Origin of the sequence: Clostridium sp. BJN0013 (genome assembly GCF_040939125.1) — a bacterium.
In the GTDB taxonomy this organism is placed as follows: Bacteria; Bacillota; Clostridia; order Clostridiales; family Clostridiaceae; genus Clostridium_B.
Window position 1 is genome coordinate 1 of the sequence record NZ_CP162495.1, and the last position, 26931, is coordinate 26931.

At 32.5% G+C, this 26931-nt stretch carries 18 protein-coding genes, 3 tRNA genes and 3 rRNA genes; 19 read left to right on the forward strand and 5 right to left on the reverse strand.

The features are described from left to right. The 19 genes from dnaA (at nucleotide 1) to AB3K27_RS00095 (ending at nucleotide 22647) form a co-directional block, all read left to right on the forward strand. Nucleotides 1-1356, forward strand: coding sequence for a chromosomal replication initiator protein DnaA (gene dnaA / locus AB3K27_RS00005; protein WP_368489256.1), 1356 nt, complete (start codon nucleotides 1-3; stop codon nucleotides 1354-1356). Between the two features lie 254 nt (nucleotides 1357-1610). Then, entirely contained in the window at nucleotides 1611-2714 is a 1104-nt protein-coding gene (gene dnaN / locus AB3K27_RS00010; RefSeq protein WP_368489257.1) for a DNA polymerase III subunit beta, read from the forward strand. 27 nt (nucleotides 2715-2741) lie between these two features. After that, nucleotides 2742-2948 (forward strand): RNA-binding S4 domain-containing protein, encoded by a 207-nt coding sequence (locus AB3K27_RS00015; protein WP_368489258.1) that lies wholly within the window; start codon nucleotides 2742-2744, stop codon nucleotides 2946-2948. 80 nt (nucleotides 2949-3028) lie between these two features. Continuing rightward, entirely contained in the window at nucleotides 3029-4123 is a 1095-nt protein-coding gene (gene recF, locus AB3K27_RS00020; protein ID WP_368489259.1) for a DNA replication/repair protein RecF, read from the forward strand. Between the two features lie 19 nt (nucleotides 4124-4142). After that, nucleotides 4143-4406, forward strand: coding sequence for an extracellular matrix regulator RemB (gene remB / locus AB3K27_RS00025; protein WP_368489260.1), 264 nt, complete (start codon nucleotides 4143-4145; stop codon nucleotides 4404-4406). Nucleotides 4407-4427: 21 nt separating this feature from the next. Further along, on the forward strand, nucleotides 4428-6341 hold the full coding sequence (gene gyrB / locus AB3K27_RS00030) for a DNA topoisomerase (ATP-hydrolyzing) subunit B (protein WP_368489261.1): 1914 nt from the start codon (nucleotides 4428-4430) through the stop codon (nucleotides 6339-6341). Nucleotides 6342-6357: 16 nt separating this feature from the next. Beyond that, nucleotides 6358-8778 carry a DNA gyrase subunit A gene (gyrA, locus tag AB3K27_RS00035; RefSeq protein WP_368489262.1) on the forward strand — a complete coding sequence of 807 codons (2421 nt, stop codon included), beginning with the start codon at nucleotides 6358-6360 and terminating at the stop codon, nucleotides 8776-8778. Nucleotides 8779-9480: 702 nt separating this feature from the next. Next, nucleotides 9481-10991: ribosomal RNA gene (locus tag AB3K27_RS00040) — 16S ribosomal RNA — on the forward strand. A 505-nt stretch (nucleotides 10992-11496) separates the two neighbouring features. Further along, nucleotides 11497-14393: ribosomal RNA gene (locus AB3K27_RS00045) — 23S ribosomal RNA — on the forward strand. A gap of 56 nt (nucleotides 14394-14449) precedes the next feature. Next, nucleotides 14450-14566: ribosomal RNA gene (gene rrf / locus AB3K27_RS00050) — 5S ribosomal RNA — on the forward strand. The 16S, 23S and 5S rRNA genes sit together here with 1 tRNA gene alongside, the layout of an rRNA operon. A 9-nt stretch (nucleotides 14567-14575) precedes the next feature. Beyond that, nucleotides 14576-14652 (forward strand) — tRNA-Ile (locus AB3K27_RS00055). A 187-nt stretch (nucleotides 14653-14839) separates the two neighbouring features. Beyond that, the gene (locus tag AB3K27_RS00060; protein WP_368489263.1) at nucleotides 14840-15247 is read left to right on the forward strand and encodes an HD domain-containing protein; all 408 of its coding nucleotides are present in this window, start codon (nucleotides 14840-14842) and stop codon (nucleotides 15245-15247) included. 156 nt (nucleotides 15248-15403) lie between these two features. Then, the gene (locus tag AB3K27_RS00065; protein WP_368489264.1) at nucleotides 15404-15919 is read left to right on the forward strand and encodes a transcription repressor NadR; all 516 of its coding nucleotides are present in this window, start codon (nucleotides 15404-15406) and stop codon (nucleotides 15917-15919) included. Nucleotides 15920-15955: 36 nt separating this feature from the next. Then, entirely contained in the window at nucleotides 15956-18670 is a 2715-nt protein-coding gene (locus tag AB3K27_RS00070; protein WP_368489265.1) for a UPF0182 family protein, read from the forward strand. Nucleotides 18671-18718: 48 nt separating this feature from the next. Beyond that, entirely contained in the window at nucleotides 18719-20113 is a 1395-nt protein-coding gene (locus tag AB3K27_RS00075; RefSeq protein WP_368489266.1) for an NAD(P)/FAD-dependent oxidoreductase, read from the forward strand. A 17-nt stretch (nucleotides 20114-20130) separates the two neighbouring features. Beyond that, nucleotides 20131-20496 carry a DUF1667 domain-containing protein gene (locus AB3K27_RS00080; protein ID WP_368489267.1) on the forward strand — a complete coding sequence of 122 codons (366 nt, stop codon included), beginning with the start codon at nucleotides 20131-20133 and terminating at the stop codon, nucleotides 20494-20496. 368 nt (nucleotides 20497-20864) lie between these two features. Continuing rightward, nucleotides 20865-22145, forward strand: coding sequence for a serine--tRNA ligase (gene serS / locus AB3K27_RS00085; RefSeq protein ID WP_368489268.1), 1281 nt, complete (start codon nucleotides 20865-20867; stop codon nucleotides 22143-22145). Between the two features lie 295 nt (nucleotides 22146-22440). Further along, nucleotides 22441-22531: transfer RNA gene (locus AB3K27_RS00090), tRNA-Ser, on the forward strand. Between the two features lie 24 nt (nucleotides 22532-22555). Then, nucleotides 22556-22647 (forward strand) — tRNA-Ser (locus tag AB3K27_RS00095). Nucleotides 22648-22787: 140 nt separating this feature from the next. Here AB3K27_RS00095 and AB3K27_RS00100 read toward each other — a convergent pair. The 5 genes from AB3K27_RS00100 to AB3K27_RS00120 form a co-directional block, all read right to left on the reverse strand. Continuing rightward, nucleotides 22788-23957 (reverse strand): tyrosine-type recombinase/integrase, encoded by a 1170-nt coding sequence (locus AB3K27_RS00100; protein ID WP_368489269.1) that lies wholly within the window; start codon nucleotides 23955-23957, stop codon nucleotides 22788-22790. Between the two features lie 119 nt (nucleotides 23958-24076). Then, the gene (dinD, locus tag AB3K27_RS00105) at nucleotides 24077-24934 is read right to left on the reverse strand and encodes a DNA damage-inducible protein D (protein ID WP_368489270.1); all 858 of its coding nucleotides are present in this window, start codon (nucleotides 24932-24934) and stop codon (nucleotides 24077-24079) included. A gap of 68 nt (nucleotides 24935-25002) precedes the next feature. Then, nucleotides 25003-26073, reverse strand: a complete 1071-nt coding sequence (locus AB3K27_RS00110; protein ID WP_368489271.1) for a type I restriction endonuclease — start codon at nucleotides 26071-26073, stop codon at nucleotides 25003-25005. Between the two features lie 91 nt (nucleotides 26074-26164). Then, a complete protein-coding gene (locus AB3K27_RS00115) occupies nucleotides 26165-26500 on the reverse strand; it encodes a hypothetical protein (protein WP_368489272.1) in 336 nt (111 codons plus the stop codon). Nucleotides 26501-26527: 27 nt separating this feature from the next. Next, nucleotides 26528-26929 carry a hypothetical protein gene (locus AB3K27_RS00120; RefSeq protein WP_368489273.1) on the reverse strand — a complete coding sequence of 134 codons (402 nt, stop codon included), beginning with the start codon at nucleotides 26927-26929 and terminating at the stop codon, nucleotides 26528-26530. Nucleotides 26930-26931: the final 2 nt, after the last annotated feature.

Genomic DNA, 26931 nt, shown 5'->3' on the forward strand with positions numbered 1-26931 from the left:
ATGAATGCCCATTTAAAAGAAATATGGGAACAATGTTTAAACATAATAAAAGGTGAGACTACTGAAGTAAGCTTTAATACGTGGATCAAAAGTATTACTCCTATATCTATTGAAAATGATACATTTATGTTAACTGTACCAAATGACCTTACCAAAGGTATACTAAGTAACAAATATACTGACTTAATAATTAGGGCACTGCAAATGGTTACTTCAAAAAAATATAATGTTAAATTTTTAATTTCATCTGAATTAACAGAAGAATTTTTAACTTTAGATACAACAAATGAACAAAATATAAAAAGTTCAATAATAGTAACCGATGAGATGTCCACTATGTTAAACCCAAAATATACTTTTACCTCATTTGTTATAGGCAACAGTAATAGATTTGCCCATGCAGCTTCCCTTGCTGTAGCAGAATCACCTGCAAAAGCATATAATCCTTTATTTATATATGGAGGAGTAGGTTTAGGTAAAACCCACTTAATGCACGCTATAGGACATCATATATTGCATAATAATACCAACTGTAAAGTAGTGTATGTTTCTTCTGAAAAATTCACTAATGAATTAATAAATTCTATAAAGGATGACAAAAATGTTGAATTTAGAAACAAGTATAGAAACATAGATGTTTTACTTATAGATGATATTCAATTTATAGCTGGTAAAGAAAGAACCCAAGAAGAATTTTTTCATACTTTCAATGCACTATATGAAGCTAATAAACAAATAATTCTATCAAGCGATAGACCTCCAAAGGAAATACCTACACTGGAAGATAGACTTAGATCTAGATTCGAATGGGGGCTTATAGCTGATATCCAACCCCCTGACTTCGAAACAAGAATGGCTATATTAAAAAAGAAAGCTGACGTTGAAAAATTGAATATTCCAAACGAGGTAATGGCATACATAGCAACAAAAATCAAATCAAATATAAGGGAACTAGAAGGAGCTTTAATACGAATAGTTGCCTTTTCTTCACTTACAAACAAAGAAATAAGCATAGATTTGGCAACAGAAGCATTAAAAGATATAATATCAAGTGGTCAATCAAAACAAGTTACAATAGAATTAATACAGGATGTGGTGTCTAACTACTATAATTTAAAAGTATCTGATTTTAAATCATCAAGAAGAACTAGAAATGTGGCTTTTCCAAGACAAATAGCAATGTATTTATGTAGAAAACTCACAGATATGTCCTTACCTAAAATAGGAGAAGAATTTGGTGGGAGAGATCATACAACTGTAATACATGCTTATGAAAAGATATCCAATAATTTAAAAAAAGATGAAAGTCTTAAAAATGCTGTAAATGATTTAACAAAAAGATTAAATCAACAATAGTTATTAACAAACATTGTTGATAACTATGTTAATATTAAATTAAAAAGATACTACAATTATTATTTTTTTAAATAATGTGGATAATGTGGATAATGCAAATTTTATTCACATACTTATCCACACTTATTTTTTATTCTTTTTTCAATTATACCAACATTTTTAAGACTTATTAACATATCCACAGTCTCTACTACTACTACTACTAAATATAATTATCTATCTATATAGATAATCATAAAAAAGGAGGTACTTAGATGAAATTTCTATGTACAAAAAATAAATTACAAGAATCCATATTTACAGTTCAAAAAGCAATAACTGGTAAATCTAGTATGCCCGTGTTGAACGGTATACTTTTAGAAGCCTATGATAATACAGTGAAATTAACAGGTTCTGACATAGACTTAAGTATAATAACAACAATCCAAGCAGAAGTAGAAGAAGAAGGAGCTATAGTAATTGATTCAAGAATATTTGGAGATATTATACGAAAATTACCAAACGATAATATATATATATCTACAATTGAAAATAACTCTGTAGAAATATTGTGTCAAAAATCAAAATTTAATATTATTCACATGAATGCAGAAGATTTTCCTGAGATACCTAATATAAATGAAAATATATTTTTTTCTATACCCCAAAATACATTAAAAAATATGATAAAAGGTACCATATTTGCTACAGCACAAGATGAGGCAAGACCCATACTTACAGGTATTCTATTTGAAATTAAAAATAAAAAATTAAATTTAGTAGCTTTAGATGGATATAGGTTAGCTTTAAAATCCGAACTTCTAGATAATGAAAATGTAATAAATGCTGTTATTCCAGGAAAAACGTTAAATGAAGTTTCAAAAATTTTAGGAGATGATGATGAAAATGTAAATATAACTTTTACTCCAAATCATATATTATTTAATTTAATAAATACAAAGATTATATCCAGACTGTTACAAGGTGAATTTATAAAATATAATTCTATAATTCCAGAAGAGTATAGTCTTAGGGTAACAGCTAAAAAAAATGAATTATTAGATTGTATTGAAAGAGCTTCGTTAATGGCCAAAGATAGTAATACAAATTTAATAAAGCTAAAAATAGAACAAAATAACATGATTATAACTTCTAATTCTCAAATAGGAATGGTTAGGGAAGAGTTAAATATACTGCTAGAAGGAAATACACTCCAAATTGCATTTAATTCAAAGTACTTAATAGATGTACTTAGGATAATGGAAGATGAAGAAATTATAATGGAATTTTCAGGTAGTGTAAGCCCTTGTATCATAAAAAATAGCAAAAAAAATAATTGTATTTACCTAGTATTACCTGTAAGACTATTAAATAATTAAAAATAAATAAATTGGAGATAATGTAAGATGAATGAAATTAAAGTTAATACAGATATAATAAGGTTGGACTCTTTTTTAAAATGGTGTGGGGCAGTTTCACAAGGATGTGAAGCTAAAATATTCATAAAAGATGGTATGGTAAAAGTAAATGGAGAAGTAGAAACAAGGAGGGGAAGGAAGCTATTTAAAGGCTATATAGTTGAATTTGGAGGAAATACGTATAGAATTATATAAATTATTCTATATAAACATTAAGAATTTATTATTAATTGTCAATTATATATTTGTGATATAATTATAAATAGGTGTTTTTAATGTATATAAAGTATTTAAAATTAATTAATTTTAGAAATTACAGAAAATTAGATATAGAATTTAATAAAAATATAAATATATTCATAGGAGATAATGCACAGGGAAAGACAAATATATTAGAAAGTATATATTACTGCAGTATAGGTAAATCACCTAGAACAAATAGAGATAAAGAATTAATAAATTGGGATAATAAAGAGTCATATATAAAAGTCCATGTGTTAAAAAAGTCATTAGATAAAAAAATAGAAATAAAAATATTTAAAGAAGGAAAAAAAGGAATAAATATAAATTCTATAAAAATAAGTAAATTATCTGAGCTTATGGGAGTTCTTAATGTAGTTATGTTTTCACCAGAAGATTTAAAAATAATAAAAGAATCTCCTGTTTATAGAAGGAAATTTTTAGATATTGAACTTTGTAAATTCAGCAAAAAATATTATTATAGCTTGGTTCAGTATAATAAAGTATTAAGTCAGAGAAATATTATTCTTAAAAATTGGGATAAAAGTAATTATGTAGATATTCTTCAAGTATATGATAAACAATTATCAAAATATGGTGGAGTTATAATAAGACTTAGGAATAAGTATTTAAAAAAACTTAGTGAAAAAGGAAAAGTTATTCACAGTAACATAACTTCAGGAGTTGAAAATATAGAATTTAAATATATAACATGTTTAACAAGTTTTGATAAAATAGAAGATAACCTATTTGAAATTTTAGAATTTAATAGAAAAAAAGATATATATAAAGGTAGTACACTCTATGGACCCCATAGAGATGATTTTATTGTGAATATAAATGGAATTAACGCCAGAAATTTTGGTTCTCAAGGACAGCAAAGAACCTCAATTTTGACTATGAAATTTGCTTCCCTTGAAATAATAAAAGAAATTATAGGGGAATATCCTGTATTGCTTTTGGATGACGTTTTATCTGAATTGGATAAAAACAGGCAAAAATATATATTAAGTTCTATAAAGGAAATACAAACATTTATAACTTGTACTGGAATTGATGATATAAAAAAATATATAGTAGATGAAGCTCAACTATTTACTGTAAGAAAAGGTAAAGTTAGCAGAATTTAATTTTGAAAGGAGATTGTTTATGTTTCTACACTTAGGTGAAAATATAGTTGTTCCAATAAAAGATGTAATTGGTATATTTAATGTTGAAACTTCAACATATAGTTCTGATACAACTCAATTTTTAAGGATGGCTGAAGAAGATGGATTTATACAAAAAATTACAAAGGATAAACCTAAATCTTTTATTATTGCAGAAGTTAATAAAAAGAGTAAAATTTACTTGTCACCTATATCTTCATCCACATTAACTAAAAGATCGGAAATTCTATACTATGAACTTTAAGATAAGGTAAGGAGGATAGGTATGCCACAAGAAAAAAAACAGATTTATGATGAAAATCAAATACAAATATTAGAAGGATTGGAAGCAGTTAGAAAGAGACCAGGCATGTATATTGGAAGTACTAGTTTAAGAGGACTTCATCACTTGGTATATGAAATAGTAGATAATAGCATAGATGAAGCACTAGCAGGGTATTGCGATAAAATAGAGGTAGTTATACATAAGGATAACTCTATAACGGTTACAGATAATGGTAGAGGAATGCCGGTTGGTATACACCATAAAATAAAAAAACCTACAGTAGAAGTAATAATGACAATATTACATGCAGGAGGAAAGTTTGGCGGTGGTGGATATAAAGTTTCAGGCGGACTTCATGGGGTAGGAGCATCAGTAGTAAATGCTTTATCTGAAATTTGTGAAGTTGAAGTAAAAAGAGAAAAACACATATGGAAACAGGTATTTAAGAGAGGTAAGGTAGCTACAGGATTAGAAATAATAGGTGATAGTGAAGAACATGGAACAAAAATCTACTTTAAACCAGATAAGGAGATATTTGATGAAATAGATTTTGATTATGATGTGCTTTCTCAAAGACTTAGGGAATTGGCATTTTTAAATAAAGGTATAGCTATAACTTTAAAAGATGAAAGAAGTGATAAAGGAGAATTATTTCACTATGAAGGAGGAATAAAATCTTTTGTAACCTACCTCAATAGAAATAAACAAACAATTCATAGAGATCCGATATATGTAGAAGGTATTAAAGGTGATTACTCTGTAGAAATTGCTTTTCAATATAATAATGGATATTCTGAAAATATTTTTTCTTTTGCAAATAATATAGATACGGTAGAAGGAGGAACTCATCTAGCAGGTTTTAAATCTGCTTTAACAAGAGTTTTTAACGATTATGCAAAACAATTTAATATATTGAAAGAAAATGATAAAAATTTATCGGGAGAGGATATAAGAGAAGGTATCACTGCAGTTATATCTATAAAACTTGTAGATCCTCAATTTGAAGGTCAAACTAAGACAAAACTTGGAAATAGTGAAGTTAGGGGTATAGTTGATAATATAATGGCAGAATCTTTAAGTGATTTTTTACAAGAAAATCCTCAAGTTGCAAAAACTATAATTGATAAATCACTGGTTGCGTCACGTGCAAGAGAGGCAGCGAGAAAGGCAAGAGAGCTTACAAGACGTAAAACTGTACTTGAAAATACATCTCTTCCGGGAAAACTTGCAGATTGCTCGTCTAAAGATCCATCTGAATGTGAAATATATTTAGTTGAGGGAGATTCAGCAGGTGGATCAGCCAAACAGGGTAGGGATAGAAGATTTCAAGCTATACTTCCTCTGCGGGGCAAAATAATGAATGTAGAAAAGCAAAGACTTGATAAAATACTGGGATATGAAGAAATAAGAGCCATGATAACGGCATTTGGAGCAGGAATAGGAAAAGATTTTGATATTAGTAAGATAAGATACAATAAGATAATAATAATGACAGATGCAGATGTAGATGGTGCACACATAAGAACGTTACTTCTTACCTTTTTTTATAGGTATATGAAAGAGCTTGTTGAAAAATGTCATGTTTATATCGCTCAACCACCTCTATACAAAGTAGCTAAAAGTAAAAAAGACTATTATGCTTACTCCGATAAAGAATTGGAAATAGTACTTAATGAAATAGGAGGAAAAAATAGTAATGTAGATATACAGAGATATAAAGGACTTGGAGAAATGGATTCCGAACAGCTCTGGGATACTACTATGAATCCAGAAACAAGAACTTTAATACAAGTTAATGTGGAAGATACAATTGCTGCAGATGAAATTTTTACTATACTTATGGGTGACAAAGTAGAACCTCGTAAAGATTTTATAATAGAAAATGCTAAGAAAGTTGTTAACTTAGACATATAGTAGAGAGGTGTATTTGATGTTTGATGAAGGAAAAGTTTTACCAATAGATATAAGTCAGGAGATGAAAAAGAGTTATATAGATTATGCAATGAGCGTTATTGTCAGCCGTGCACTACCAGATGTACGTGATGGATTAAAACCAGTTCATAGAAGAATATTATATTCTATGTATGAACTTGGGCTTACTCCTGAAAAAGGCTATAGGAAATGTGCAAGAATTGTAGGAGATGTTTTAGGTAAATACCATCCACATGGAGATTCATCTGTTTACGATGCTCTTGTTAGAATGGCCCAGGACTTTTCTATTAGATATACTTTGGTTGATGGTCATGGAAATTTTGGTTCTGTAGATGGAGATAGTGCTGCAGCTATGAGGTATACAGAAGCCAAAATGAATAAAATAACTGTTGAGATGTTAAGGGGAATAAATAAAAATACAGTAGACTTTATTCCAAATTTTGATGGTGAAGAAAAGGAACCATCGGTTTTGCCTTCAAGATTTCCAAATTTACTTGTGAATGGTTCTGCGGGAATAGCAGTAGGTATGGCTACCAATATACCGCCACATAATCTTGTTGAAGTTATAAATGGAGTTATAATGATAATAGAGAATCCAGAAGTTACTATTCACGAACTTATGACATCTATAAAAGGGCCTGATTTTCCAACATCAGGAATAATAGTTGGTACATCTGGTATAAAAAGTGCTTATGAAACTGGAAGAGGAAAGATAATAGTAAGGGCTAAAACTGAAATTCAAGAAGAAAAAGGGAAAAATAGAATAGTAATAACTGAAATTCCATATCAGGTGAACAAATCCAAACTTATAGAAAATATGGCGGATTTGGTTAAAAATAAAAGAGTAGACGGTATATCGGATATTAGAGATGAGTCAGATAGAGATGGAATGAGAATTGTTGTAGAATTGAAAAGAGATGCCAATGCTAATATAACTTTAAATCAGTTGTATAAACATACAAGGATGCAGGATACTTTTGGAGTTATAATGCTCACACTTGTAGATAATGAGCCTAAAGTTTTAAATTTAAAACAGATGCTTGTGCATTATTTAAAATTTCAAGAAGAGATTTTAACCAGAAGGACTAAATTTGAATTGGATAAAGCAGAAGCGAGAGCTCATATTCTAGAAGGATTAAAAATAGCATTGGATTATATCGATGAAGTAATAAGTTTGATAAGATCGTCTAAAACTACAGAAATTGCACGAAATGGTTTAATAGATAAGTTTAATCTTTCTGAAAAACAGGCTCAGGCTATTTTGGAGATGAAACTTCAAAGACTTACAGGGCTTGAAAGAGAAAAAATTGAAAATGAGTATAATGAATTAATGAATATAATAAAACATCTTAAAGAAATATTAGAGAATAAATCAGTTCTATTAAATATGATTAAGGATGAACTGATTGAAATAAGAGATAAATATGGTGATGAAAGAAGAACTGAAATACAAATAAGTAATGATGATATAAATATTGAGGATCTTATTGAAGAGGAAGAAGTAGTTATAACTCTAACTCATGCAGGATATATAAAAAGAATTTCTGCAGATACTTATTCTTCACAGAGAAGAGGAGGAAAGGGCATACAAGCTATGACTACAAAGGAAGATGATTTTGTAGAGCATATATTTATTACTTCCACTCATAGTCATATTTTATTTTTCACCAATAAAGGCAAAGTATATAAATTAAAAGGTTACGAAATTCCTGATGCAGGTAGAACAGCTAAAGGTACTAATCTGGTTAACTTGTTGCCTTTAGATGGAGATGAGCAGATTCAAGCAGTTATATCTTTTAAAGAGATTGACGATGATAATTATTTTATAATGGCTACTAAGCAGGGATTAGTTAAAAAGACTGAAATAAAGCAATATGCATCTATAAGGAAAAGTGGATTAAATGCTATAAATTTAAGAGATGGAGATGAACTTATAGGTGTTAAAATGACTACAGGTGGTAGTGAAGTGATAATTTTTACGAAAAATGGATACGCTATAAGATTTAGTGAAAAAGATGTAAGACCTACTGGAAGGAATACCACAGGAGTTAAAGCTATAACTTTAAGGAAAAAAGATATTGCTGTTGCTATGGATATTGCAAGCAATGATGGAGATATTTTAGTAGTTAGTGAAAATGGGTTTGGAAAAAGAACTCCAGTAACTGAATATACTATCCATAGAAGAGGAGGAAAAGGAATTATAACTTATAGGTCTACAGAAAAGACAGGTTTAATAGTAGGTGCTAGAGTTGTAAAAGATGAGGATGAAATGATGCTTATAAATAGTAGCAATGTAGCTATAAGACTTAATGTATCTGATATTTCTACTACTAGTAGAAATGCTATGGGAGTTACTCTTATGCGTACAGAAGAGGAACAGAGAGTTGTGGCTATAGCTAAAATAAATTGTACTGAATAAGTAATAGATTTAATTGCTGAAAATTGTTTATCCCAATTCTGGAATTAACTAAGGTTCCCATCTTATTCAGAGTGGTGTATAAACACTGCTACGTATCTTTTAAGTTCTTCTGTTTAGATGGAGATATAGGCAAATTCCACCTGAACATAAGAATTACTTGATTTTAAATAAATCAAGGATGTCTTTTATTGTCTAAACTTCCCAGATATCCTTGATTTTAGATATTTCATTAAAAGAATTGAAAAATAAAAAAATTATTTGTCTATATATATATAAATATTTAAAAATGTATTGACGACATTAAATTTAAATGATAGAATGTAAAAGTCGTAAGGGATTGTAACAGTTTTTTCATTAAAGTTTGGGTGTATTTAGTAGTGTTTTAATAATGTTACAATGTTTGCGAAATAAAATGATCCTTGAAAATTAAACAGAATGAAGAACATAGGTAAACTTATTTATTAAGAATAAACCAGCAATTCTTTTGAGCTGCGAGAGCAGTAGAGGAAGTAATTTCGTAATTAAGTATATTTACTTAGTATTTTGCTGAAAGAGATATACTAAAATTACTAGTAGCGAGTACAGCGAGGAAAAGGCTGAATGAGGAGCGGAACTTACTTGTGTAATTGAGCACCGGAATGAGGCATTTGACGAAGCTGGGCGAAGCTAATAGTAATTTTCAACAGAGTCAAATAAAACTTTTAAAATAAGAGTTTGATCCTGGCTCAGGACGAACGCTGGCGGCGTGCCTAACACATGCAAGTCGAGCGAGGAAGCCCTTTCGGGGGTGGAATAGCGGCGGACGGGTGAGTAACACGTGGGTAACCTGCCTCAAAGAGGGGGATAGCCTCCCGAAAGGGAGATTAATACCGCATAGAAGGTAAAAACCGCATGGAGGATACCTTAAAGGAGAAATCCGCTTTGAGATGGGCCCGCGTCGCATTAGCTAGTTGGAGGGATAAAAGCCCCCCAAGGCGACGATGCGTAGCCGACCTGAGAGGGTGAACGGCCACATTGGAACTGAGAAACGGTCCAGACTCCTACGGGAGGCAGCAGTGGGGAATATTGCACAATGGGCGAAAGCCTGATGCAGCAACGCCGCGTGAGTGAAGAAGGTTTTCGGATCGTAAAGCTCTGTCATCCGGGACGATAATGACGGTACCGGAAGAGGAAGCCACGGCTAACTACGTGCCAGCAGCCGCGGTAATACGTAGGTGGCGAGCGTTGTCCGGAATTACTGGGCGTAAAGGGTGTGCAGGCGGATATTTAAGTGAGATGTGAAAGACCCGGGCTTAACCCGGGCAGTGCATTTCAAACTGGATATCTAGAGTGCAGGAGAGGAGAACGGAATTCCTAGTGTAGCGGTGAAATGCGTAGAGATTAGGAAGAACACCAGTGGCGAAGGCGGTTCTCTGGACTGTAACTGACGCTGAGGCACGAAAGCGTGGGTAGCAAACAGGATTAGATACCCTGGTAGTCCACGCCGTAAACGATGAGTACTAGGTGTAGGGGGTATCGACCCCTCCTGTGCCGCAGTAAACACAATAAGTACTCCGCCTGGGAAGTACGATCGCAAGATTAAAACTCAAAGGAATTGACGGGGACCCGCACAAGCAGCGGAGCATGTGGTTTAATTCGAAGCAACGCGAAGAACCTTACCTGGACTTGACATCCCCTGAATAACTTGTAATGGAGGAAGCCCTTTGGGGCAGGGAGACAGGTGGTGCATGGTTGTCGTCAGCTCGTGTCGTGAGATGTTAGGTTAAGTCCTGCAACGAGCGCAACCCCTGTTGTTAGTTGCCATCACAGAAAGGTGGGCACTCTAACAAGACTGCCGCGGTTAACGTGGAGGAAGGTGGGGATGACGTCAAATCATCATGCCCCTGATGTCCAGGGCGACACACGTGCTACAATGGGCAGAACAGAGAGAAGCAATACCGCGAGGAGGAGCAAATCTCAAAAACTGCTCCCAGTTCGGATTGCAGGCTGAAACCCGCCTGCATGAAGTTGGAGTTGCTAGTAATCGCGAATCAGCATGTCGCGGTGAATACGTTCCCGGGTCTTGTACACACCGCCCGTCACACCATGAGAGCTGGCAACACCCGAAGTCCGTAGTCTAACCAAGGAGGACGCGGCCGAAGGTGGGGTTAGTGATTGGGGTGAAGTCGTAACAAGGTAGCCGTAGGAGAACCTGCGGCTGGATCACCTCCTTTCTAAGGAGTCGAAAGGCAGGGAAGCTTGCCTTAAAAGCTGGGGAATATAGATAAGTAAGTTACCATTTATTCTGTTTAATTTTGAGGGATCATAGTCAGTTGACAATTAAGAGTTGACAATTGACAGTTAGATTCTCATTCCAATTGTACGGTGTAAGCAGTAATAGTAAATTGTGCACTGTGAATTGAAAGAATTTTGTCCTTTGAAAATTGCACAGTAAATAAAAGAAGTAAAGCTAAGGTTAGAAATAACCTTTGTAGTAGTAAGTATAATTAAAGTTATGCTTGCATTGTAATAAATAACTAAGGATAAAAAATTGGTAATAACGAGTACAGCAAGGAAAAGGCCGAATTAGGAGCAGAGTTTACTTATGTAAATGAGCACCGCAGTGAGGCATTTGATGCAGCTGTGCGAAGTTAATAGCAATTTTTTAATGAAACTCACTCAGCTAAGGCTGAGGAGTGCAATTTAGGAACCAAATCAAAGATTTGGACTAAATTATCAGGTCAAGCTACAAAGGGCGCATGGAGGATGCCTTGGCACCAGGAGCCGAAGAAGGACGTGATAAGCTGCGAAAAGCTCTGGGTAGGCGCAAATAGCCAGAGAACCAGAGATATCCGAATGGGGAAACCCACCTAAAAAACAATAGGTACTGCAGGGTGAATATATAGGTCTGCAGAGGGAAACCCGGGGAACTGAAACATCTAAGTACCCGGAGGAAGAGAAAGAAAAATCGATTTTCTAAGTAGCGGCGAGCGAAAGGGAAAGAGCCCAAACCGGAAACTTGTTTCCGGGGTAGAGGTCAGGTAAAAAAAATTGTGGAAGCTTAACTGAATACAACTGGAAAGATGAGCCGCAGAAGGTAAAAGCCCTGTAAGTGAAAAGCAGAAACGAAATAACCTGTACCGGAGTACCACGAGACACGAGAAACCTTGTGGGAAGCAGGGAGGACCACCTCCCAAGGCTAAATACTACCTGGTGACCGATAGAGGAGGAGTACCGTGAGGGAAAGGTGAAAAGAACCCCGGGAGGGGAGTGAAAGAGAACCTGAAACCGTGTGTCCACAAACAGTCGAAGTACGTTAAAGTACGACGGCGTGCTTTTTGTAGAACGAGCCAGCGAGTTACGGCATGCAGCAAGGTTAAATACTTAAGGTATGGAGCCGAAGGGAAACCGAGTCTGAAAAGGGCGGGGAGTTGTATGCTGTAGACCCGAAACCGGGTGACCTATCCATGGCCAGGTTGAAGCGGAAGTAAAATTCCGTGGAGGACCGAACCACGTTGGTGTTGAAAAACCATGGGATGAGCTGTGGATAGCGGAGAAATTCCAATCGAACTCGGAGATAGCTGGTTCTCCCCGAAATAGCTTTAGGGCTAGCGTCGGGAGTGAGTAATGGAGGTAGAGCACTGAATGGGGTAGGGGCTGACAACAGTTACCGAACCTTATCAAACTCCGAATGCCATATACTTGAATCCCGGCAGTCAGACTGCGAATGATAAGATCCGTAGTCAAAAGGGAAAAAGCCCAGACCACCAGCTAAGGTCCCGAAGTGTAAGTTAAGTGGAAAAGGATGTGTGATATCGAAGACAACTAGGATGTTGGCTTAGAAGCAGCCATACATTTAAAGAGTGCGTAATAGCTCACTAGTCAAGAGGTCATGCGCCGAAGATGTCCGGGGCTAAAACTTACCACCGAAGCTATGGGCCTGAAAGGGCGGTAGGGGAGCATGCTGCACAGGCAGAAGCCATACCGGAAGGAGTGGTGGACGGTGCAGGAGAGAGAATGCTGGCATAAGTAGCGAGAAATAAGTGAGAATCTTATTGGTCGAAAACCTAAGGGTTCCCGGGGAAGGTTCGTCCGCCCGGGGTAAGTCGGGACCTAAGCCGAGGCCGAGAGGCGTAGGCGATGGACAACCGGTTGAAATTCCGGTACCACATTTTTGCGAAAAAGAACAGAAGGGATGACGCAGAAGGATAGGATGTGCACACGAATGGATGTGTGTCCAAGGAGTGAGGGAGGAGATAGAGGAAAAACCATATGTCCGGTAATCCTGAGCTTTGAAGGGGAGTCCGCAAGGGCGAGTATCTGATTTCACACTGCCAAGAAAAGTCTCTATGGAGCAGGAATGTGCCCGTACCGCAAACCGACACAGGTAGGTGAGGAGAGAATCCTAAGACCATCGGAAGAATTGTTGTTAAGGAACTCGGCAAATTGACTCCGTAACTTAGGGAAAAGGAGTGCCACGGAAGTGGCCGCAGAGAAAAGGCCCAAGCAACTGTTTATCAAAAACACAGGTCTCTGCTAAAGCGAAAGCTGAAGTATAGGGGCTGACGCCTGCCCGGTGCTGGAAGGTTAAGGGGACTGCTCAGCGAAAGCGAAGGCAAGAACTTAAGCCCCAGTAAACGGCGGCCGTAACTATAACGGTCCTAAGGTAGCGAAATTCCTTGTCGGGTAAGTTCCGACCCGCACGAATGGCGTAATGATTTGGGCACTGTCTCAACAACAAATCCGGCGAAATTGAAGTGCAAGTGAAGATGCTTGCTACCCGCGATTGGACGGAAAGACCCCGTAGAGCTTTACTGCAGTTTATCACTGAATTTTGGTATTGCCTGTACAGGATAGGTGGGAGGCAGGGAAAGAAGTGCGCCAGCATTTGTGGAGCCAACGTTGGGATACCACCCTGGCAGTACTGAAATTCTAACCGGAGTGCATGAAACTGGACACGGGACAATGATAGGCGGGCAGTTTGACTGGGGCGGTCGCCTCCAAAAGAGTAACGGAGGCGTACAAAGGTTCCCTCAGAAGGGTTGGAAATTCTTCGGAGAGTGCAAAGGCAAAAGGGAGCTTGACTGCAACACAGACAGGTGGAGCAGGGACGAAAGTCGGGCTTAGTGATCCGGTGGTACCTCGTGGGAGGGCCATCGCTCAACGGATAAAAGCTACCTCGGGGATAACAGGCTGATCTCCCCCAAGAGTTCACATCGACGGGGAGGTTTGGCACCTCGATGTCGGCTCGTCGCATCCTGGGGCTGGAGTAGGTCCCAAGGGTTGGGCTGTTCGCCCATTAAAGCGGCACGCGAGCTGGGTTCAGAACGTCGTGAGACAGTTCGGTCCCTATCCGTCGCGGGCGTAGGAAATTTGAGGGGAGCTGTCCCTAGTACGAGAGGACCGGGATGGACTGACCGCTGGTGAACCAGTTGTTCCGCCAGGAGCACAGCTGGGTAGCTAAGTCGGGAAGGGATAAACGCTGAAAGCATCTAAGTGTGAAGCCCACCCCAAGACGAGATTTCCCATGGCGAAAGCCAGTAAGACCCCTCCGAGAAGAGGAGGAGATAGGTCAGGGGTGTAAGCATGGCAACATGTTAAGCTGACTGATACTAATAGGTCGAGGGCTTGACCAAATAATATTTACTGTGCAATTTTGAGGGGATAAAACTCCTGAACAAAAGAATAGAAATCTGGTGGCAATAACGTGGAGGCAACACCCCTTACCATTTCGAACAGGAAGGTTAAGTTCCACAGTGCCCATGGTACTGCAGGGGAGGCCCTGTGGGAGAGCAGGTCGCTGCCGGGTAAAAAATAAGGATCTTTAGCTCAGTTGGTTAGAGCAACCGGCTCATAACCGGTTGGTCCGGGGTTCGAGTCCCTGAAGGTCCACCATAAAAGAACTACATTTATTATGTAGTTCTTTTCTTTATATCTTAATTTTAGTCGATTTTATATACCAGTTACTCTGCATTTGAAAGGGAGATGAATACATATATTTTATAGGATAAAACAATTCTATTGGGCTATTACGTCTAAAGTAAATGAAAATGATATTAAATTTGTAAAAAATATTTTAAATATGCAGGAATTAAAATTATTTAATAAATTATCCATACAAGAACAGAAACATTCTATAAAGGTAGCATATGATATAAAATTTTTTTGTAAAGAAAATAATAAAATTAATATAGATTTATTACTAAAGGCAGCACTTCTTCATGACATAGGTAAAATATATAAGAAATTAAATTTAATGGATAAATCTGTAATTGTATTATTGAATAGCATATCTAAAGGCAAAATAAAAAAGTTCTTTAAAAATAAAAAAATAAATGTGTATTATAATCATGGTAGAATTGGAAGAGAATTATTAGAGAGGATAAAATGTGATGAACAATTACTTTATCTAATAGAACATCATCATAATTTTGAAATACATGATAATTTAGAACTGACTGTACTTAGGTTTTATGATAAAAAAAATTAAATTATTATAAACAGACCTCTCCTGAACCTAAGAATTACTTGATATAATCAAATGAATTGTTTATATATGGAAAAGTATTTAAGTTTTCATTGTATAATGTTAAAATATAAATAACATTATTATTTATATTTTAAAATTATAGTATTGGAGGTTATAATGGATTCAAAGAAAAGAAGAATATATATTAGAGAAATTCTTGAGAAAAGTGATACGCCTCAAAAAGGCCATATTTTATCCGAAAAGTTAGGTGTGACTAGACAGATAATAGTTAAGGATATAGCTATTTTAAGGGCTGAAGGTAAAGATATAATAGCAACTCCAGAAGGATATCTAATTCCAAAATCTGAAAAGAATCTAATAAAACAGGTAATAGCAGTTTCTCACAAAACTACTGAAATAGAAGATGAACTTAAAACTATAGTTAAGTTTGGTGGCAAAGTTCAAGATGTAATAGTAGAACATTCTATTTATGGAGAAATAAAAGCTATGCTTATGATAAAAACCCTATATGATGTAGAAAATTTTATGAATAAGGTAAGGGAACATAAGGCTGAACCTTTGCTTGTATTAACAGGGGGAGTTCATCTGCACACTATAGTGGCAGAAAATTATGATATACTTGAAAATATAAAAGGTGAATTAAAAGATAAAAATTATATAATCTATGATTAAATTATGTTGATTATGTTTATAAAAGAGGTGATGTTTATGAAAAAGAAAATAGTATGGAGCAGTCTAATAGTAATTTTATTTGTATGTATTTTATTTTTAAATAAAATTGTAAATTTTATAATCAATATAGAATGGTATAAAGAAGTGGGATATTTAACAGTTTACTTTACAAAGCTTATAGCTATGTGTAAGCTTATGATACCTTTATTTATAATAATTTTTATAGGCATAGCACTTTATTGGAGAAGTTTAAGATTAAGTATTATAAAGTATAGAAAGGTTTTCGAAGTAAATAATAATAAAGTTAAAAATGAAAAAAGAATATTTATTATTGTAAACTTAATTGTATCGTTTTTATTTTCTTATGCATTTGCAGCAACTTATTGGTATAGAATTTTACAGTTTAATAATTCAGTTCCTTTTAATGTTAAGGATCCAATTTTAAATTTAGATGTATCCTTTTATATATTTAAATTACCGCTTATACAATCATTACATAGTATGATTTTAAGTTTAATAGTTCTCTTAGGATTAATAACTCTTTTTACTTATTTTATATTAAGCGTTAAAGACAAAGTAATGTCAAGAAATTTTAAAAAAGGCTTTGATAAAATAGATATTCTAAATAGTGGAATAACCAGGTTTGCAGGAAAACAATTAGCAGTTTTAGCTGCACTTATAATGATTTGTGTATCAATAGGATATATTTTAAAATGTATTGGACTTGTATATAGCCAAAAAGGTGTAACTTTTGGTGCAGGTTATACAGACGTTCATGTAAGTTTATTATTATATAAGATAATAGCAGCAGCATCAATTATTTCAGCTGTAGTTATATTTATAAGTATACTTGTAAGTAAAGTTAAACCTATAATAGTATCCATAACTGTAATAGTATCCTTAATTTTAATTAAAAGTTTGTCTTATGCTGTAGTTCAAAATTTTATTGTAAAATCTAATCAAAAAACATTGGAGCAACCTTATATAAAATATAATATTGATTATACACGTAAAGCATTTAATATTGAAAATATTGATTCTAACCCTTTTCAAGTTAAAGATAATTTAACTTCACAGGATATAGATAACAATATGGATACAATAAATAATATAAGGATAAATTCTTTTGAGCCTACTTTAGAATTTTACAATCAGGTTCAAATAATAAGATATTATTATAAATTTAATAATATTGATGTGGATAGATATAATATAAATGGAAAATTTAATCAGATATTTATAGGTACCAGAGAAATAGATACTAAGGCTATAGATCCTAATACCTGGCAAAATAGACATCTTATATATACCCATGGCTATGGTATAGTAATGAATAAAGTTAATTCTGTAACTTCAGAAGGACAGCCTAATTTTGTCATAAAAGATATGCCGCCTCAAAACTCTACAGATATAAAGCTTAATAATGCAAGAATATATTTTGGTGAAAAAACTGATGATTATGCTATAGTTGATACCAAATTAAAGGAGTTTGATTATCCAAAAGGCAGTGAAAATGCAACTAATAATTATGATGGTAGTGCGGGAATAAAATTAGGTTTTATTAATAGAATATTATTTGCAATAAATCAAAAAGATATAAACTTTCTTTTATCTCGTGACATATTAAAAGAAAGTAAAATATTAATAAATAGGAGTATAAAGGATAGAGTAAGTAAAATCGCACCATTTTTAAATTATGATTCGGATCCTTATATAGTTATGAGTGGCGGTAAACTTTATTGGATATTAGATGGATATACAGTTTCAGATAGATATCCTTTTTCACAACCACAAAATAATTTAAATTATATAAGAAATTCTGTGAAAGTTATTGTAGATGCTGAAAATGGAAATGTTAATTTCTATATAATGGATAAAAGTGATCCTATAGTACAGAGTTATGCCAAGATATTTCCAGATTTATTTAAAGATATAAATAAATTACCATCGGATATAGTTCAACATTTTAAATATCCAAAAGATTTATTTAATATTCAATGCAGTGTACTTGGGAAATATCATGTAACAGATCCTGGGGTATTTTATAGTGGTGAAGATCTATGGGAAGTAGCTAAAAATCAAAAGCAAGTCAGTGGGGAAAAATATTCAATGGAATCCTCATATATGGTTATGAAACTTCCAAATGAGCAGAAAGATGAAATGATATTATTGCAGTATTTTAATATGAGAGATAAAGATAATATGGTAGCGTTATTTGGAGCTAGGATGGATGGGGAAAATTACGGGAAGATGGTTCTCTATAAATTTCCTGCAGAAAAAACTGTATATAGTCCTTATTTATTTAAACAAAAGCTAAATCAAGATACTACAATATCCAGTCAGTTATCTCTTTGGAATAAAGATGGTTCTCAAGTTCAATTTGGTGACACCATAATAGTTCCTATCAATCAATCTCTTGTTTATGTGGAGCCTATGTACTTAAGAGCTAGTGGAAAAGAAGGCATACCAGAGATGAAAAGAGTTATAGTATCTTATAGCGATAAAATGGTATTAGCTGAAAGTATAGATGATGCACTGCAGCAGATATTCAGTTATAAACAAAAATCTGAAGAAGAAAATTCCAATGAATCTCAAATAGAAACACCTTCTTCTGATATTAATGCAGAAAAGTTAAAAGAGGCAAAAAGTTTGTATGAACAGGCATTGGAAGCTCAGAAAAATGGAGATTGGTCAAAGTATGGAGAAAATATTAAAAAACTTGGTGATATAATAGATTCGTTACAAAAATAAAAGACGTAAAATTAAATAATCTTGTTTTTGTTGAAGGGAAGATTTAATATGGATTATGATGTACTTATATTGGGCGGTGGAATAGTAGGATGTGCAGTTTCATATGAACTTTCGAAATATAATTTAAATATAGCATTGATTGAAAAAGATTATGATATAGCAGATGATGTAGCTTTAATAGATTCTTCTATAGTTTATGATGGACTGGAATGTGAGGATACCCTATTAGCTAAACTAGAACTTATGGGGAATAAAATTATGCCAGAACTTGCCTCTAAGTTTAATATATTCTTTAAAAAAAAAGGATGTTTATTATTGGCAGATAGTAAAAAAGATGAAGAAAAATTAGTTAAGATGTATGATACAGCATTGAATAGGGGAATAGAAAATATATATTTATTGGATAATTCTAAAGATATATATAATCTAGAGCCAAGTTTAAATAAAAATATAAAAAAAGCTATTTATTCTAAAAATACAGCAGTTATTTCACCATATGATTTGGCAATTTCATATGGTGAGATTGCTTTTGATAATGGTGTGAATTTTAAATTAGGTGAGGAAGTTTTAGATATAAAAAACATATCTAAGGGATTTAGAGTAATAACCAATAAAAATAAATTTACTTGTAATATGGTTGTAAATACAACTCCAAGGGAAAGTTATAGTATAGATAGGGAAAATAAACTTAATAAAAAAAAGAAGTATTTAAAATATTTTCTGTTGGAAGAAAATTCGACTAAGGCATATAAAAATATCATATCTGTTATTAGAGAAAATGATGATAAAATATATACCATTCCTACTAAAGAAAATGGTATATTGATAGTTTTAAAGAATAATAGAAAAATAAGTAATGAAGAAGGATTAAAAAAAATTAAATATTTTATAAGAGATATATCAGAGAAAAATATTATACCATTTTATGAGTCTACATGTTATGATGATTTTTTAATTATAGATGATAGTTTAATAGATAAGGGCTATATTAAGATATTCGGAAAGCATTATGGTCAGGTTACTATGACTCCGGCAATTACAAATATAGTATGTGAAACTATAGTTAGCAATTTAAACTGTGTTTTAAAAAAGGATTTTATAGATAAAAGAAGAGAAGTTTATAAATTTAGAGATCTTTCAAATATAAATAGACAAAATATAATAAATTTAAATAAGAAATATGGAAAAATGATATGTTATTGTAAAAAAGTTACAGAAGGCGAAATTATAGATTCCATAAGAAGACCTCTTGGAGCTCGCACTATAGAAGGAATAAAACGAAGAACAAGTGCTACCTTTGGGAAATGTAAAGGATCTCAATGTCTTTGTAAGGTTGCATCAATTTTAGCTAGGGAGATAAATAAAGATATGACAGATATACTTAAAGATTCTAAAAATTCTAATATTATATTAGGGAGAATAAAAGAATTTGACGAGATGTAATTGGGAGGAGTTATAAATTGATTAAAGAAGTAATTTTTGGTGAGTGCAGTAAAAAGTCTGATGTTAATGTAAATATATATAACGACAACTTGAAAATTAACAATCATTTATGTAATAAAAAGGATAATCTCACAAAATTAAATATTGATAGTAAGTGTGATATATTTACTACTGTTGTTAGAATAAAAGGTTCAGATTGTAATGTAGTACCAGTGAAAAGTTCCAGACCTTTAAATAAGAGCTTATGGTTAGAGTGTTCAAAGGTTTTAAGTAGAATACACGTGGGAGCACCTATAAAACTAGGGGATATTATTTGTAAGAATATTTTGAATACTGGAGTTGATATAATTTGTACCAAAAGTATTGATAAAAGAAAGCAATAAATTTTTAGTTTTTACTTTATTATTTTCTACATGTTGGTTATAATAAATGATGGATATGTAGTTATATATTAATATTAGACTAATTTTATGTAATCTAAAAATAAAGTCAACTGATAAATAGAGTATTAGCTTTATATAATTATTTAGGGGAGTCAGTGTTTTGGTATAAGTTGATATAATGATATTGTTAATTTGTCTTTGAAATATTAATAAATTGTATTATATCGTTATAATCTTAAGAATAATCATTAATTGATTATTTATTAATTGGAGTGTCAACACGGAGTCTTTGGTCCTTGAGAGGTATAAGGCTCCATTTGTTTTTAATAGAAAAATAGAAATTATGCATAAGCCAAGGAGGATTAACTATGTTAGATTTAAAAAGGATAAGAAATAATCCAGAAGAAATAAAAAAACAACTTTTAAATAGGGGAGAAGATTTTGAACTATCAATTATTGATGAAGTAGTATCTTTAGATGAAAAAAGAAGAAAAATTTTAGTTGAAGTAGAAGCTTTAAAAAATAAAAGAAATCAAGATTCTGGGGAAATAGCTAAAATAAAAAGAACTGGTGGAAATGCAGATACTTTAGTTTTAGAAATGAAACAAGTTTCGGATGATATAAAAGAATATGATATTCAGTTATCAGAAATAAATGATAAAATAGAGTACATAATGCTTAGAATACCTAATATCCCTCATCCAGCAGTTCCAGAAGGAAAACTGGATGAGGATAATGTAGAAATTAGACGATGGATGGAACCTACTAAATTTGAATTTCAACCTAAAGCTCACTGGGATATAGGTACAAATCTTAATATACTTGACTTTGAAAGAGGAGGAAAAGTAGCAGGCTCTAGGTTTACTTTTTATAGGGGGTTAGGAGCACGACTTGAAAGAGCTGTTGTATCTTATTATTTAGATTTTCACACCGAAAAACACGGATATGAAGAGATATTACCACCTTATATGGTAAATAGAACCAGTATGATTGGTACAGGACAACTTCCAAAGTTTGAAGAAGATGCTTTTAGGGTAGCAAATAATGATTTTTTTTTAATTCCAACTGCAGAGGTTCCAGTAACTAATTTTTATAGAAATGAAATATTAAAAGGAGAAGATCTTCCAATAAAACATGTTGCATATAGTGCATGTTTTAGAGCCGAAGCAGGTTCAGCAGGAAGAGATACTAGAGGGATTATAAGGCAACATCAATTTAATAAGGTTGAGCTTGTTAAGTTTACAAAACCTGAACAATCTTATGATGAACTTGAGAAATTAACTAATGACGCAGAAGATGTACTTAAGGGATTAAAAATTCCATATAGAGTAGTTAAGATATGTAAGGGAGATCTTGGATTTACAGCTACACTTAAGTATGATATAGAGGTTTGGATGCCAAGTTATAATAGATATGTAGAAATATCAAGTTGTAGTAATTTCGAAGATTTTCAAGCAAGACGAGTTAATATTAAATATAAGGAAACTCCAAAGGATAAACCAAAATATATTCATACATTAAATGGTTCTGGAGTAGCTATAGGGAGAACTGTGGCAGCCATTTTAGAAAATTATCAACAAGATGATGGAAGTGTATTAATTCCTGAAGTATTAAAACCATATATGGGTGGAAGAGAAATGATAAAATAATTGTTGATAAAAATTCAATTTATCTGAATGCGGCAATTGGCTGACATCCCCAGCTTCTTCAAATTGGGGGATAAGCACTGTTATATGTGTGAATAAGTAATTCTAAGGTTTAGATGGAGGAAGGCATTCATTATGAGTAAATCTCATCTGAACCTTAGAATTACTTGATAACATAAAACTTTTTCAGTATTTTTATTGTAAAGTCTATTGACAGCTAAAAAACTTCATGTTATAGTAGTTAAGGTGAACTGAGGAAAATATTATGAATAAGAAACTAGTAAAAAGCTGGTATTATGGAAAGATGGTCGAGTTGGTTTAAGGCACCGGTCTTGAAAACCGGCGTACGGGTGACCGTACCAAGGGTTCGAATCCCTTTCTTTCCGCCATTAATATATTTAAAAGTAGGGCATGGAGAAATACTCAAGTGGCCAAAGAGGCGCCCCTGCTAAGGGCGTAGGTCGGGGTGACCGGCGCGAGGGTTCAAATCCCTCTTTCTCCGCCATAGGTTTTATTAAAATGCATTAAGCTTTATGAATGGCGTAAAATCAAGGCTTTAGAGAAATGACGTATCATTAAGAGTTATTAAAAGTTACTATAATTGTAGTACTAACTGTAGTAAAAATTGTAGTAAAATAAATGTAGTCAATCAAGGAAGTTATCCAGTAAACTGGTTGCTTCTTTTTTTCGTTCTTCAGATACATGGACATAAGTTTTTCGTGTAGTGTCTATGTCTATATGCCCAAGTAGAGCTTGAATTACATTTAAGTCACCACTTTGTTCGTAAAGTCTAGTAGCATATGTATGTCTTAAACTATGGAAGGTCAAATCACTGGATATATTTAATTTTTTATATACTTTTTTTACTGCTCTGAGTGGAGTCTTGTCATTTAAAAAATCTCCATTCTTATTGCAAAATACCAGGTCCATTTTTTTATATTTTTTAGGATTTTTAACTTTCTCTTTTAAAAATTCTTTGTGTTTAGATTTTAATAAACTAAATAATTTTTTAGGAATTGGTACATATCTTACTTCATCATTTTTGGTATCTGCAAGAGTTTTTACATAACCAGTAACTTCGTTATTTTCGTTATATATAGCTTGCTTGCTATAAGTTTCATTAACATATATCGTATCTTCTTTAAAATTGATCTTATGCCATTCAAGACCTAGAAGTTCACCCTCCCTTAATCCAGTAGATAAATCAAAATAAATCATGAGATTATAGCCCTCGTGTATATGCTCTAATAAATATTTTGTTAGTTTATTTTGCTCATCTATAGTTAAAAATTTCTTCTTTTTTATTTTCTTGATATGAGGGAGGACAACGGCATTGCATGGATTTTTAACAATATAATCCTGGTTAAGAGCTTCGGTTAGTGATGATTTGATTAATCTCACTATATATTTTATATTATTTGCTGAAGTATCAATGCAATTGATAAATTCTTGTATCTGGCTTGCCTTTAAATCTTTAAGTTTGCTATCTCCTATAGCTGATGTTTCAATATAGTTTTTATAGATTCCATAATATCTTTGGAATGACCTTGGCTTTAAACTATTCTTTTTATATTCAATTAACCAAATGTTAATCCACTGCTTTAGCGTCAATTCTTCTTTGGCAAAGTCAATTCTTTCAAAGTCTCTGGTGAACTTTCTTACTTTTTTAATTATTTCTTTTTCAGACATTGCATATAATACTTTCCTTTTTGGTTTTCCTGTTAAAGGGTTAATTCCCACAGTGAAAGATGCAGCCCACCTGCCGTCTTTTCTCTGGTATATAGATCCTTCTCCATTTTGTCTGCGCTTTTTCATTACATAAGTGCCTCCTTATTACAAACTGATGTTCTGATTAAAATTAAAAAATATATAGGAGTATTAGCTCCTATTTAATTTTTTTAATATGAATTATTATGTTTTAACAACTAGTTATATTATTTTTCTGGAAATTTATTCTGTTCGTCGTTTTCTTTGATGGATGATATATCTTTATATTTGCGTTCAAGCTTTCTTATATCTTCTTCTACTGGCAAGTCTTCAGGCATAGTACCTCCGAGATCTTCAATAGTTTGTCTAACTTTTTTACCAACATGATAGTGAGCTTTATTGGCATCATTTTTATTAATTATGTTTTCTCTTTTTAATTTTTCTTCTGCTTGTGTTGCACGAAATAGATTTGCAGCTAATTCTGTACTACCCATGTGATCTAATAATTGTTCAGATTTTTTTAATTTTTTATAGTTTTTTATTTCTTTACAATCCATTTCATTATAAAGCCCTTTATAACCATGATTTTGAAATATAGCATATTCAATTTTAGTTTTCACACCTGCATTATTGGCGGCAGTAGCTAAATTTTTATTATGCTTTTTAACTTCATGTCTCAGAGCTAATCTTCTTGTTTCATCCCTTTGTTTATCTGTAATTTCTTGTTTTCTAGTTTGTATTGCAAAATAAGTTTGACCTAATGCAACTGATTTTTTGCTAGGATCAGAATTTTGTACTATTAAATAACAGGCATAGCGAGTTAAACAATAATCCTCTACCTTTCTCTTTGAATTGCTCCCGATTGCTACCATTTTGTGTACTTGCGCAAAATGGTCTGATTCGTTCTCATGGCTATTTTCACAAGATTTAATAGCTTTCTTTATGACTGGTAAAAAATTTCTATAGCTTTGATACTCAAGTTCAACCATCAGTTCTCTGGCATACCAATATTCAGTGCCTTTTTTACTGATTTTTTTAATTTTTTCAAAAGGAGATTCAAAATTATTATTTTCTAAATCACTCATAAGACCATTCCCTTCTATAATTTAGTATAATCTGGGTTTAGTGGATTTATACTAAATTTAGTCTTTATTTAATCAATATATCTATTTAATACTTCAATCAATCTATCTGAATATGAGTATAAATCATCTAAAGAATTTAATTCGTATTTTGTATGAGTTTTATCTTCATTAGGTAATGTCAGTATTTTTTTTACGTTAAGAGATAACCTGCAGATCCACTTTCTTGTATTACCATCAAATAAGACTCCAAAATATGATTCAGTATCTTTATATGTAATATGTGATAAATCGATAGTATTTCTAAGAATTGATTTTATTATTGCGTATGCTTCAAGTTCTTCAACTGTAGTCAGAATTTCGTGTTTATCTTCAACAATATCATCTGTAACAGCAATTTCTTCTTTTGATGTATTATTAACTTCTGAATCTGTTCCTTTTAATGTTTCTCTGAATTTATTGCTCATGGTTTCATTTATAAATTGATTAAGCGATTTTTTAACTATTGGAATAAATTTTTCTATGATGGAGGAAGTTCTTCTGCCTTCGTAAATTTCACCTAATATATAATTAGCAAAATCTTCAGATGGTTTTTCCATTTGTTTTTTAAAAAAATCTTTTATAAGACTTGTATATTTTAATTCTGATGCTGAGTTAACAATTGCATCCACATCCAACTCATCTTTTGAAAAGCCTTCTAAGTATTTAATAGAACTATCTTTTAAATCAAATAAATCAATTTCAAAAAACGGTTTCTCATCCATTTTATTTGGTTCATCTAAATCAGTGAAAAATCTATATTTTATTCCATTTGTCAATACTCCAAATTTTGCTGATGATGTAGTGTAATATCTAAAAAGTTGTGATCCATGTTTATCGAGGTTATCATTGCATTCTTTTGCTTCTATAAGAATTGTAGGGGTACCATTTATAAGAATAGCATAATCAACCTTTTCGCCTTTTTTTACTCCATAATCAGCATCAAATTCAGGACAAAATTCAAGTGGGTTAAATACATCATACCCTAACATTTGGAAAAATGGTAATATTAATGATTGTTTAGTTGCCTCCTCTGTTTTTATTTGATTTACCAGCGTTTCGGCTCTATCTGATAGCGCTTGTATTTTTTCTTTGATTTCCATTTAACCTCATCCTTTCTCATATGTTACACATAATTACAAAATTTTCTCAAAAGTGTAAAAATAAAAACTCAAAATTATAAAATTGAGTAAGTCACTTAATGCTATATAATTTATTAGCTACATTATCGGCAGAAAGCTCCATATATGTACACTGCATGTCCAATCCTATTATGTATCCTATGTTAGGTATATCTTCAGTGATATGTTTTATTTCATGTAAAAAGACATGACATTGAGTTTCATAATTTATATTGCCGTTTAGTATGAGATGATAATTTTGCCGCCTGCTTAAGTAAACAAAACCTAATATGCTTGCCGGAATATTAAAGGCTATAGTGGTCTTTATATTAAATGCATTCATCACCTCATAGAAAGGAATATCTTTATTTAAAAGTGATCTTAACAAGGGCTTATCCAATATGTCCATAATATCATCCCCCAAACATTACACAATTTAGTCTCCAAAATTTTTATTGGATAAATCTTTTATAAAATCGTAAGCTTTTTCACCTTTAGTTGACGTTTTAGAAATATTTTTAATGGCTCTGTCATGCAGAGTGTAGTTCCTTTCTATTGTTTCATTTACTTCTGCAAATTTACGATCCATTTGCTCGGATAAATTTTTTTGCCACTCAACCAATAACTGTATATCTCCACCACGTTTTTCAAGCATTACAGAATTCTTTTTAACTCCTACCTCTACAGAGCTTAATCTACCTTCAACGGAATCCATTCTACTTTCAACTGAGCCTAATCTACTTTCAACAGAATCTATCTTTTCATTTACACCTTTAAATCCATTTTGCATTTCAGCATACATTTTAGTCATTAGATCAAATACCTTATCTTCTTCCATCT